At 71.4% G+C, this 10,669-nt stretch carries 12 protein-coding genes; 3 read left to right on the forward strand and 9 right to left on the reverse strand.

The features are described from left to right. Positions 1-13: 13 nt before the first annotated feature. Both ABEA26_RS07350 and ABEA26_RS07355 read right to left on the reverse strand, forming a co-directional pair. Entirely contained in the window at positions 14-202 is a 189-nt protein-coding gene (locus ABEA26_RS07350; RefSeq protein ID WP_345590317.1) for a DUF397 domain-containing protein, read from the reverse strand. After that, positions 189-1,064: a helix-turn-helix domain-containing protein gene (locus tag ABEA26_RS07355; protein WP_345590319.1), complete on the reverse strand. Its 876-nt coding sequence runs from the start codon at positions 1,062-1,064 to the stop codon at positions 189-191. Before ABEA26_RS07355 ends, ABEA26_RS07350 begins: the two co-directional genes overlap by 14 nt. Positions 1,065-1,179: 115 nt before the next feature. Between ABEA26_RS07355 and ABEA26_RS07360 the strand changes: the two genes are divergently transcribed. Together ABEA26_RS07360 and ABEA26_RS07365 are read left to right on the forward strand one after the other, a co-directional pair. Then, positions 1,180-1,401: a hypothetical protein gene (locus tag ABEA26_RS07360; RefSeq protein WP_345590320.1), complete on the forward strand. Its 222-nt coding sequence runs from the start codon at positions 1,180-1,182 to the stop codon at positions 1,399-1,401. Next, a complete protein-coding gene (locus tag ABEA26_RS07365; RefSeq protein ID WP_279560139.1) occupies positions 1,398-1,814 on the forward strand; it encodes an ATP-binding protein in 417 nt (138 codons plus the stop codon). The genes ABEA26_RS07360 and ABEA26_RS07365 overlap by 4 nt, the downstream gene beginning before the upstream one ends. A gap of 14 nt (positions 1,815-1,828) precedes the next feature. Here ABEA26_RS07365 and ABEA26_RS07370 read toward each other — a convergent pair whose 3' ends face one another. Both ABEA26_RS07370 and ABEA26_RS07375 read right to left on the reverse strand, forming a co-directional pair. Beyond that, a complete protein-coding gene (locus ABEA26_RS07370) occupies positions 1,829-3,076 on the reverse strand; it encodes a L,D-transpeptidase (protein ID WP_345590323.1) in 1,248 nt (415 codons plus the stop codon). A 225-nt stretch (positions 3,077-3,301) separates the two neighbouring features. Next, complete coding sequence (locus ABEA26_RS07375) at positions 3,302-3,655, reverse strand: hypothetical protein (protein WP_345590324.1); 354 nt, start codon at positions 3,653-3,655, stop codon at positions 3,302-3,304. Positions 3,656-3,764: 109 nt separating this feature from the next. On the opposite strand from ABEA26_RS07375, the gene ABEA26_RS07380 reads away from it, so the two are divergent. Then, the gene (locus ABEA26_RS07380) at positions 3,765-4,082 is read left to right on the forward strand and encodes a hypothetical protein (RefSeq protein ID WP_345590325.1); all 318 of its coding nucleotides are present in this window, start codon (positions 3,765-3,767) and stop codon (positions 4,080-4,082) included. Between the two features lie 101 nt (positions 4,083-4,183). Here the strand turns inward: ABEA26_RS07380 and hutH are convergent, their stop codons facing one another. The 5 genes from hutH to ABEA26_RS07405 form a co-directional block, all read right to left on the reverse strand. Continuing rightward, positions 4,184-5,722: a histidine ammonia-lyase gene (hutH, locus tag ABEA26_RS07385; RefSeq protein ID WP_345590333.1), complete on the reverse strand. Its 1,539-nt coding sequence runs from the start codon at positions 5,720-5,722 to the stop codon at positions 4,184-4,186. A gap of 159 nt (positions 5,723-5,881) precedes the next feature. Further along, entirely contained in the window at positions 5,882-7,030 is a 1,149-nt protein-coding gene (locus ABEA26_RS07390; protein WP_345590327.1) for a GGDEF domain-containing protein, read from the reverse strand. A 155-nt stretch (positions 7,031-7,185) separates the two neighbouring features. After that, positions 7,186-7,986, reverse strand: coding sequence for an enoyl-CoA hydratase/isomerase family protein (locus ABEA26_RS07395; protein ID WP_345590329.1), 801 nt, complete (start codon positions 7,984-7,986; stop codon positions 7,186-7,188). A 262-nt stretch (positions 7,987-8,248) separates the two neighbouring features. Continuing rightward, on the reverse strand, positions 8,249-9,391 hold the full coding sequence (locus tag ABEA26_RS07400; RefSeq protein ID WP_345590330.1) for an adenylate/guanylate cyclase domain-containing protein: 1,143 nt from the start codon (positions 9,389-9,391) through the stop codon (positions 8,249-8,251). A 319-nt stretch (positions 9,392-9,710) separates the two neighbouring features. After that, the gene (locus tag ABEA26_RS07405) at positions 9,711-10,574 is read right to left on the reverse strand and encodes a biotin--[acetyl-CoA-carboxylase] ligase (RefSeq protein WP_425587795.1); all 864 of its coding nucleotides are present in this window, start codon (positions 10,572-10,574) and stop codon (positions 9,711-9,713) included. Positions 10,575-10,669: the final 95 nt, after the last annotated feature.

A 10,669-nucleotide genomic window follows, 5' to 3' on the forward strand; every position in this document is an offset into this window, starting at 1 on the left:
GGGCCGACCTCGCTCAGAAGGCCGGCCCGGCGTCCTTCACCGCCGCGACGAAGGGTGCCCAAGCGCGGGCGGTGGGAAGGAGGACGGGACCGCCGTCGGCGACCTTGGAGTCCCGGACGGGGACAATGCCGGGCATGCCGTCGGCGACCTCTACGCAGTGGCCGCCGTCGCCGTTGCTGTAGCTGCTCTTACGCCATGTCATCCGAGGCGGAACAATTCGGGTGCTTGCCATTTCGGTAGTCCTCTGCTGCTTGTTCAATGAGCTTGAGGGACGGTTCAGGAGGGAGCGCTGCGGCCCTGAGGCGACCGTACGCCTTCGCATACTGCCTCACGAGGCTCGGGTCATCGACCAACTGCCCGCTGTACATCCCCTCCGTATACATGACCGGCGGTGCATCGGCAAAGGTCATGAACCTTGTCGTGCCCATCATGAAGGGGTGGGCCCCTGAATTCCGCGGAAGGATCTGTGGAACCGTCCGGCGCTTGCGCGCCACCTCGGCGATATGAGCGAGCTGATCGGCCATGGCGTCGGGTGGGATGATCGGCTGCCGCAGAACCGACTCATGCAGCACGAGCCAGCTTTCGGGTGCCCGCTGATCTTCGAAGAGCCACGCGCGTGATCGCCGGGCCTCGATCTTCCCGGCCACCGCCTCCTCCGAGTCCGAGGGATGAGCCGCCAGCACAACGGCCCTGATGTACGGCGCCAGTTGTAGCGGCCCCGGAATCAGAGTCGGGTCCCACTCCTCGATCTCCTGAGCACGCTTCTCCATCTCCGCGACATCGATGAAGTACTCGGCGTGTCCACCCCGCCGAGCCTTCCGCACATCCTCGCACCGCCGCTCGAAGAACCCGTCCGTCCCCAGCACCCGATCCGCGTGCCGGGCCAGGTCCAACGGCATGCGCCGTTCTCCGTGTTCGATGTCGCTCAGATACGACTTGCCGTAGAAGCTGCCCTCGACCAGCGCCTCCAGCGAGAGCCCGGCACGCTCCCGTTGCCACCTCAATTCCTTGCCGTAGAAGGTCGGGACGCTCGTCGAGCCGTCGATGTCCTTGCGCTGTGCCATGGCCTTGCCTCTTCCGCACTCCGGGCTGCCGACGCGAGATGCCTTTCACGGTAGGACGTCCGGCGTCACAGTGTGAGGTGTTCGTCACACAGTGCACACGGAAAGGTGCCCGTTCATGTCCCAGCCCTCCCGTCCGGAAGACGACATGACCCGCTGCGTGGAGGAGCTCCGCGCCGCCCTCACCCTGCACGGCATCACGCTCCCGTCCCTCCGCGTGGACCTGCCGACGTTCGCCGGGGCGTACAGGCCGGCCGAGGGGCTCGTGGGGCTCGGGAACTGCAACACCGCCACGGCACGCGCCCTCACCGCCGTACTCCGCGGGGCGGCTTCACTGTGACCGTCGAGATCAGCATGCTCGCCACGCCGAAGGCCGTACCCGAACTGCGGTACCTCCTGCGCCACCACGGCTACGACGTCCAGCTCTGCGCTAGCGAGTTGCTGACGAACGTTGTCGACCACGTCGGCGAGGGCACACCCGTTACCGTCCGTGTGGCCCGCACCGGCGCGAACCACACGCGCGTGGAGGTCACCGACCCCGATCCGCGTGCGTTGCCCGTACTCGTCGGGCCGGCCGCCGCCACCGCCGAGTCCGGACGCGGTCTCACCCTCCTCGACGCGCTGGCACTGCGCTGGGGCGTGGAGCAGCGCGCGGACCGCAAGACGGTCTGGTGCGAGCTGGAAGAGGAAACGCCGAACGCCCGCCTCCCGGTGAGGGGAGGCGGGCGTTCGAGCAGAAGTACTGCCGGGTGACGGGGAGTTCGGCGTCAGATGGCCGAACCCGCCTTCCACTGGGCCCAGTCCATGTTCCAGCCGTTGAGGCCGTTGTCCGGGGCGATGGTCTTGTCGCCGGTGTTCTGGACGACGACCACGTCACCGATCATGGAGTTGTCGTAGAACCAGGCGCCCGGCGTGTTCGGGTCGTCGGCGCCCTGGGCGTCCGCCAGGCCCACGCAGCCGTGGCTGGTGTTGGCCTGGCCGAAGATGCCCTTGCCCCAGTAGTTGCCGTGGATGAAGGTGCCGGAGGTGCTCAGGCGCATGGCGTGGGGCACGTCCTTGATGTCGTACTCACCCTTGCCGTCGTCGTCGGTGAAGCCGACCGTCGAGCCGTCCATCCGGGTCTCCTTGTACTTCTCGGAGATCACCATCTGGCCTTCGTAGGTCTTGTTCTCGGGGGAGCCGGCGGAGATCGGGATCGTCTTGACGGTCTTGCCGTTCCGCGTGATCTTCATCTGCTTGGTCTTCGCGTCGACGTACGAGACCTGGTTGCGGCCGGTCTTGAAGCTGACCGACTTCTGCTGGACGCCGTAGACGCCCTCGGCGCCCTCGACTCCGTCGAGCGCCAGCTTGAGGGTGACGGTCGAGTTCTCCTGCCAGTAGTCCTCGGGCCGGCAGTCCATGCGCTGGGCGCTGAACCAGTGGCAGGAGACCTCCTGGCCGCTGGTCGTGTTGACCGTGATGCCCTTCTGGACGGCGGCCTTGTTCGTGATCGCCTTGTCGAAGTTGATCGACACGGGCATGCCGACGCCGACCGTCTTGCCGTCGTCCGGGGTGAAGGTGCCGATGAAGCTGTTCTTCTGGGAGACCGTGGTGAACGAGGAGTTCTCGTGGGCGGCGCGGCCCTCGGAGTCCTTCGCGGTCGCCGACACCTTGTAGGTGGTGGCCCGCTCCAGCTGCCCGCTGGGCTTCCAGCTGGTCTTGTCGGCGGATATCTCACCGCTGACCTCGGTGCCGTCGGTGGCGGTCATCTTCACCTCGGTGAGCGTGCCCTTGCTCACCGTGACGCCGGCGGAGTTGTTGATGGAGGCGTTGTCCGAGTTGTCCCCGGGCTTGATCTCGATCTGCGCCTCGGAGGCCTTCTTGGCCGCCGCCTTGTCGGCCTCGGCCTGCGAGGTCTTCCCGTCCCCACCCCCGGAGGTGTCGGCGTCGCTACTGGAACATGCCGAGAGCACCAGCACACCGCCGAGCAGTGCGGACGCGGCCACCAGACCCTTGCGCCGCTTACCGTCCGTCATCACACGCTTCTCCATCGTCGCTGATCCGGAAACCCCGAGATTCCCCGTCAATAACTTTCAACGCTACGACCGGTTCGTCCCGTTCCACATCGCTCGCATATGTGGGCCATACCACGTTTGCTGCGGGAGGCGGGGGCGATGCGGGGGTCGGTCGGTGCGCCCCTTGAGACGACGAAACCCCGGGCGGTGGTTGCCGCCCGGGGTCACATATTTCCCCACACCGCGTCAGCCGACCGTCATTTCTTCGTCTTCCGGGTCGTTCTCGTCGCCATCATCCTCGTCGAGGTCCCACTCGGGCGAATCGGGGTCGTAGTCGACCAGCTCGCTGCTCCAGGAGGCCTGCTGGAGCTCGACCCCGGGCACCTCGGCGACCAGGTCGAACGGGTCCACGAGATGGGCCAGCGCCTCGGCGGTGTCCTCCGACACGGCGCGTTCGGCCTCGGCCCGTTCCGCTTCGCGCAGGTCGACGTCGTCGGCGAGCGACTGCAGCGCGGCCCCGGTGACGGCCTCCTCGTCGTCGACCGCGAGAACGAGCTCGACGCGAATCCGTACAAAACGTGATGTCTCTGGAGTACTCATGCCCGGAGCGTAAGGCCGACCGCTCCCGTGACTTTCCTGTGACCCGCGACTTTCACTAACATCTGCCCACACGGCCAATTCGCCAGCGCCACAAGGGGATCGATATTCCGTGTCATCCGCTCGCCGTCCGTTGCTGACCGCCGCCGCCGCAGGCGGCCTCCTGTGCGCCATGTGGTTCGTCCCGTCCGCGAACGCGACACCCGAGACACCGGTGCTCGAGTCCGCCGCCGCGAGTCCGTCTCCGCAGGTCACCGAGCAGGCGAGAGCCGCGTCCACGAGCACGGGGGTCACCGGTGAGGGCACGACCCGCCTGGCCGACACCGGAAGCTTCGACAGCACGCCGTACGTCGTCGGCGGCGCCCTCTGTCTCGGTCTCGGCGTCGGCTTCGTCGGGTATTCGGTGCGCCGGGAACGCATCGGTTTTTAATAGCTCTTGACGTTCTTTTGGCTTTTTTGACCGTTCGCCGTTCGGGACAGCACCGAGGGGCCTCCGTCCTCCCGACGGGGCCCCTCGGTGTTCGCCGGTCGCTAGCGCAACGGCCCCGTGACCGTCTCCGTCGCCGCGACCAGGTGCCCGGCCCGCACGAACGCGTCCGCCGCGGCGAGGTCGGGCGCCAGGTAGCGGTCCGGCCCGGGACCCTCGACACCGGCCGCCCGTACGGCGTCGATGACGGCCTGCGAGGCCGGGGCGGGGGTGAGACCCTCGCGGAGTTCGATCGCGCGCGTGGCGGCGTACAGCTCGACGGCGATCACGCGGGTGAGATTGTCGACGGCCGTGCGCAGTTTGCGCGCCGCCGACCAGCCCATGGAGACGTGGTCCTCCTGCATCGCGGAGGACGGGATCGAGTCCGCCGAGGCCGGTACGGCCAGTCGCTTCAGCTCGCTGACCAGGGCGGCCTGCGTGTACTGGGCGATCATCAGGCCGGAGTCGACGCCGGCGTCGTCGGCGAGGAACGGCGGCAGGCCGTGGCTGCGGTTCTTGTCCAGCAGCCGGTCGGTGCGCCGCTCGGCGATGGAGCCGAGGTCGGCGACGGCGACGGCGAGGAAGTCGAGGACGTAGGCGACCGGGGCGCCGTGGAAGTTGCCGTTGGACTCCACGCGGCCGTCGGGCAGGACGACCGGGTTGTCCACCGCCGCCGCCAGCTCGCGCTCGGCGACGAGACCCGCGTGGGCCATCGTGTCGCGTCCGGCACCGGCGACCTGCGGGGCGCAGCGCACCGAGTAGGCGTCCTGGACGCGGGGGGCGTCGTCCTGGTGGTGCCCGGTCAGGCCCGAGCCCTTGAGTACGGCAGCCATGTTGGCGGCGCTGGCGGCCTGCCCCGGATGCGGGCGGATGGCGTGCAGCTCGGGGGCGAGCACCTTGTCGGTGCCGAGCAGGGCCTCCAGGGTCAGCGCGGCGGTGATGTCGGCGGACTTGTAAAGGGTGTCGAGGTCGGCGAGGGCCATGACCAGCATGCCGAGCATGCCGTCGGTGCCGTTGAGGAGGGCGAGCCCCTCCTTCTCGCACAGCTCGACCGGGGCGATCCCGTGCTCGGCGAGCAGCTCACCGGCCGGCCGTACGGTGCCGTCGGGACCCTCGGCCTCCCCCTCGCCCATGAGGGTGAGCGCGCAGTGCGACAGCGGGGCGAGGTCGCCGGAGCAGCCGAGGGAGCCGTACTCGTGCACGACCGGGGTGATACCCGCGTTGAGCACGTCGGCCATGGTCCGCGCGACCTCGGGGCGGACGCCGGTGCGCCCGGAGCAGACGGTCTTCAGCCGCAGGAACATCAGCGCGCGGACCACCTCGCGCTCGACGCGCGGACCCATCCCGGCGGCGTGCGAGCGGACGATGTTGCGCTGCAGCTGTGCCCGCAGCTCCGGGCCGATGTGCCGGGTGGCCAGGGCGCCGAAGCCGGTGCTCACGCCGTACACGGGCTCCGGCTTCGCGGCCAGCGCGTCCACGATGTCGCGGGCCGCGGCCAGGGCGGCCACCGCCTCGCCGGAGAGCTCGACCCGGGCGCCGGCCCGCGCCACGGCGAGGACGTCGGACGCGGTGGCCCCGGACGTCCCCACCATCACAGTGTGCATATCCATATTCAGGAGCGTACGCAGTGAATTCGACGATGTCACGAGGGGGTACGTCATCGGCGGATACGGGGAGCGCCCCTTACCGACACCGGCCTCGGGACCGGAGCCGGCATCGGCGTCGGCCTCGAGACCGGAGCCGGCATCGGCACCGCACCGGCATCAGGGCGAGTGCCGCCCGCGGAACCGCCTGCGTTCCCCGTCCTCCCCCCGGGAGGGCTCGTCCGCGAGCCGCACGACGGGGTCCTCGGGTCCCTCGCGGCCGGCGACGACCGGCCGCGCCGACCGCTCGGCCTTGGCGCGGTACTGGGCGGCGTCGGCGAGCCGGAACAGCCGACGGGCGGAGCGGACGGGCCCGACGGGGTCCTCGGTGGAGGCGACCCCGCAGGCCACACCGTCCCCGAGCTCCAGCTCGGCCGCCCTGCGGCACAGCTCCTCGGCCGCCTTGACCACCGCGTCGGCGGACGGCCCGACCGCGAGCAGGCAGAACTCGTCCCCGCCGAGCCGCGCCGCCAGCGCCCCCGGCAGCATCGCCCCGCACAGTGACAGCACCGACCCGAAACGCTCCAGGAGCCGGTCGCCGACGGCGTGCCCGTGCGTGTCGTTCACCCGCTTGAGGCCGTTCAGATCGCACACGGCGAGACTGACGACGACGTCCTCCCTGCGGTGCCGTTCGACGGCCTCGTCCAGTGCGGAGTCGACGGCACGGCGGTTGGCCAGCCCGGTGAGCGCGTCCGTGAACGCGAGGCGCCGGACCTCTTCCAGCCGCTCGGTCTGCGCGATCCCGGCGGCGACGACCGAGGCCAGTACGGTGGCGAAGTCGGCGTCGGCCCGCTCGAAGACGCGCTCACCGACCGGACGGGCCACGTACAGTTCGCCCCAGGCGCGGCCGTGCAGCACGATCGGCGCGACCACACAGCAACCGCGACCCCGGCGGCGCAGGGCGGCGACGCGCTGATGGACGTATCCCGGGCGCCCGGCGGCGGGCCCCTCGGCCGTCTCGACCCAGGCGTCGGGCTCACCGCCGCCCGCCCAGCGCTCGTGCAGGAACTCGGTGATCTCCGCGAACTGGTGCACCGGGTAGGACTCGTCCTCCGGAAACTCCTCCTCGCCCTCGGCCAGCCGGCCGACGTTCACCAGGACCCTGAGCCGGCCCAGCTCGCGCTCCCACACCGACAGCGCGGCGAAGCTGCCGCCCAGCGCCAGGCAGGCACCGACGGCCGCCGCCCGCCAGGCCTCACGCGAGCTGTGCGCGGCGGCCATGCCCTGCGCCAGCGCCACCACGGCCGCGAGCCGCCTGTCGTCACCCATCACTCCAGGCTAGGGAGATTCACAACGAAACGGCATTCAAGCAGGGCGAACGGGGACATGCCCGAGTGCACGGTCCGACCCCGGGCGGACCGACCCCGGGCGGTCCGACCCCGGGCGGACCGACGCCGGACGCACGACCGCGCCACAAGGTCGGCTCACTCGCCCGGCCAGTGCGGCGCCCGCTTCTCGTTGAACGCCGCCACGCCCTCCGCGCGGTCCCCCGAGAACGCCACCGACCGCCACGCCGCGTCCTCGACCTCCAGGCCGGTCCGCAGGTCGAGACCGTGTCCGAGCCGCAGTGCCCGCTTGGCCGCCCGCAGCCCCACGGGCGAGTTCGCGGCCATCCTGGAGGCGAGGTCCAGCGCCTCCTCCCGGTCCCGCCCCTCCTCCACGAGCTGGTCCACCAGCCCCAGCTCGCGCGCCTCCACGGCAGCCACCCGCCGCGCCGTGAACACCAGCTCGGCGGCGCGCGCCGCACCGACCCGCCGCGGCAGCAGCTGCGTACCGCCGCCGCCCGGAATCACCCCGACGGACACCTCGGGCAGCCCCACCACCGCCGTGGAGTCGGCCACGATCACGTCGCACGACAGCGCCAGCTCGAACCCACCCCCCAGCGCGAACCCGTGCACGGCCGCGACCGTCGGCACCGGCAGCTCCAGCACCGCGGTGTACGCCGCCCGCGCCACGGGCCGCTGGCGCAACAGGTCGGCGTCGGTGAAGGAGTTGCGCTCCTTCAGGTCGGCCCCGACGCAGAACGCCCGCCCGTGGGTCGAGGTCAGCACCACCACCCGTACGCTCCGGTCCTCGCCCAGCGCCGCGCACGCCGCGTCGACGGACCGGGCCATCGCGGTCGAGACGGCGTTCATGGCCTTCGGCCGGTCGAGCGCGAGCTCCGCGACATGCCCGTCCCCGTGTCGCCGCACCAGGACGAACTCTCCGAACCGCTCCTCGCTCATGACACCCTCCGGTTAACGCGTGTTAACAAGCCGACCGCCCGATCATCGCAGGCGGGCCCGCGCGGGGAAAGACCTGACGTGCCCCGCGTCCCACTCCGCCCCAGGCACAGCGGGGCGCGCGTGCGGGGACGCTGGTGCGCAACCGGGGCTCGTACGGCGCTCATGCGCTCCGCGCTCGGGCGCTCCGGGGCTCGGGCGTTGCGGGGGAAGGTCCATGACGTCGACGACCACCGGCCGGTGGGCCGACCACCGACTGCGGGTCCTACGACTCCCCGCCGCCACCCCGCCGCGTGAGCAGCCACGGCTCGACCACGCCGAGACCGCGCACCGGCCGCTGCCACATCGGCTGCAGCGCGAAGCGGTACGCCGGCGGCTGCTCGCCCTCCTTCTCCGCATCGGCGGCCTCCTCGGCCGCCACCGCCTCCGAGGCCGGGGCGTCCCGGGTGCGGATCAGCTCCTCCGCGAAGGCGCTGTCGACGAGGACGGCGTCCTTGGGGGCTATCGAGGTGAGCCGGGAGGCCAGGTTGACGGTCGTACCGAAGACATCGCCCATCCGGGTGGTCACCGTGCCGAAGGCGATACCGACGCGCAGTTCCGGCATGGTCTCGTCGTTCGCCATCGTCTCGATCAGGCGCAGCGCGATCTCGGCCGCCGTACCGGCGTCGTCGGCGGCGTAGAGCACCTCGTCGCCGAGGGTCTTGATCAGCCGTCCGCCGCGTGCGGCCACCAGGTCGGCGGCGGTGGTCTCGAAGGCCTCGACCAGCTCGCCGAGCTCCTCCTCCTCCATCCGGCGGGTCAGCCGGGTGAAGCCGACCAGGTCGGCGAAGCCGACGGCGAGCCGGCGGTCCACCATCTCCTCGTCGTCACCGGCCTGGACGACCCGGCCGGCCGAGGCGGCGAGCTGGCGCCGCCAGACGTAGACGAGGAACTCCTGGAGCTCGGGCAGGAGCAGCTCGACGATGGGATACGTCACCTCGGTGCGCGTCATCCCGGGCTCCGGAGGCTCGGTCAGGCCCTCCAGGAAGGAGTCGATCTGCCACTCGGCCAACCGGGCGGTGGTCTGCCCGGTGGAGCGGGCCACCTGCACGGCCATGGCCTCGCTGAGCAGCCCCGCCTCCACCAGGCCGGCCAGCCGCCGCAGGGCGAGGACGTCCGCCTCGGTGAGCGCCTTGGCCTGGCCGATGTCGGCGAAGCCCATCGCCCGCCAGAAACGGGAGGCCAGCTCCATGGAGACGCCCGCGCTGCGGGCGGCCTGGAAGGGGGTGTAGCGACGCTCGGCGCCCAGAATGAGCCCTTCGAGGCGCAGCGCGAGCGGGTCCTCGCCGGAGTCGCCGGACTCCGGGCCGGGCTCGGGGTCCACCCGGCCGTCCCCGTCCGCGCCGGAGCCCGTGTCGTCGACGGTCACGCCTGCTGCCCTTCCGATCTGCTGCGGTCAGGTTCGACCGGCCCCAACTTTACGTCAGGTGTGCCCCAGCTCACTCCCTACGAGCATCCGGCGGCAGCCCGCGGGCAGCCACGGTGGTCGTGCGGCAGGGGGCGCACCGGCGGGCGCGCCGGCACCGATCACAGGTCCATCGCGGTCGCGTACACACGCCCACTCCGCTCGCGTACACACGCCCACTCCGCTCGCGTACACACGCTCACCCCGACCGCAGACACACACCCACCCCGGTCGCCGGTCGCAGGCGCACGCTCACGCCGGTCTCCGGTCGCCGGTCGCACGCTCACGCCGGTCGCAGATGCACGATGTCCCCTGCCCCCACCGGCTCCTGCACTCCCGCCGCCGTGGCCAGCACCAGCCTCCCGTCCCCGTCCACGGCCACCGCCTCCCCCACGATCGACCGGTCCCCCGGAAGCTCCGCCCGCACCACCCGGCCGAGCGTCGCGCAGCCCGCCGCGTACGTCTCCTGCAACCCGGCGGCCGCCGGGTCGCCGCCGGCCGTCCGCCACCGCCCGTACCAGTCCTCCAGCGATCGCAGCACCCCCCGCAGCAGCGGGTCCCGGTCGGTGCTCAGTGCCCCGGCCAGCGCCAGCGACCCGGCCCGCGCCACCGGGAGTTCGTCGGCCCGCAGGGTGACGTTGATGCCGACTCCGACGACGACCCCGTCGTCGCCGGCCCGCTCGGCGAGGATGCCGCCCGCCTTGCGTTCCTCGTCGCCGACCGTCACGAGCAGGTCGTTGGGCCACTTCAGGGCGGTATCGACACCCGCGGCCCGGGACAGCCCGGTCGCCACCGCCACGCCGGTGAGCAGCGGCAGCCAGCCCCAGCGGGCCACGGGCACCTCGACGGGCCTCAGCAGTACGGAGAAGAAGAGGCCGGAGCGGGGCGGTGCCGTCCACTGCCGGTCCAGGCGGCCCCGCGCGGCGGTCTGCTCCTCGGCGACGAGGACGACCCCTTCCGCCTGCCGCCCCTCGGCGGCCCGGGCCACGAGGTCGGAGTTGGTGGAACCGGTGCTCTGCACCACGTCCACCTGCCGCCACAGTCCGTCCGCGCGCACAAGGCCTCGACGCAGGGCAGTGGCGTTCAACGGCGGGCGGCCGAGGTCGGACCATCGCCCCGACCTCGGCTCACTGTGCCCGTTGGGCATACTTTCACCATGGGGTGTCATGCAACCCACATTAGGTTTGACATCCTCCGCCCCGCACAGGGGGCGGATTCCAGCCTTGAAGGCTGAGGTTCACG

It is taken from the genome of Streptomyces marokkonensis (assembly GCF_039539045.1).
Lineage (GTDB): Bacteria > Actinomycetota > Actinomycetes > Streptomycetales > Streptomycetaceae > Streptomyces > Streptomyces marokkonensis.

Bases quoted from the DNA above. Each gene is read 5' to 3' on its own strand.
- ABEA26_RS07350 (WP_345590317.1), bottom strand. From the start codon at position 202: ATGACATGGCGTAAGAGCAGCTACAGCAACGGCGACGGCGGCCACTGC.
- ABEA26_RS07355 (WP_345590319.1), bottom strand. From the start codon at position 1,064: ATGGCACAGCGCAAGGACATCGACGGCTCGACGAGCGTCCCGACCTTC.
- ABEA26_RS07360 (WP_345590320.1), top strand. From the start codon at position 1,180: ATGTCCCAGCCCTCCCGTCCGGAAGACGACATGACCCGCTGCGTGGAG.
- ABEA26_RS07370 (WP_345590323.1), bottom strand. From the start codon at position 3,076: ATGACGGACGGTAAGCGGCGCAAGGGTCTGGTGGCCGCGTCCGCACTG.
- ABEA26_RS07375 (WP_345590324.1), bottom strand. From the start codon at position 3,655: ATGAGTACTCCAGAGACATCACGTTTTGTACGGATTCGCGTCGAGCTC.
- hutH (WP_345590333.1), bottom strand. From the start codon at position 5,722: ATGCACACTGTGATGGTGGGGACGTCCGGGGCCACCGCGTCCGACGTC.
- ABEA26_RS07390 (WP_345590327.1), bottom strand. From the start codon at position 7,030: ATGGGTGACGACAGGCGGCTCGCGGCCGTGGTGGCGCTGGCGCAGGGC.
- ABEA26_RS07395 (WP_345590329.1), bottom strand. From the start codon at position 7,986: ATGAGCGAGGAGCGGTTCGGAGAGTTCGTCCTGGTGCGGCGACACGGG.
- ABEA26_RS07405 (WP_425587795.1), bottom strand. From the start codon at position 10,574: ATGCCCAACGGGCACAGTGAGCCGAGGTCGGGGCGATGGTCCGACCTC.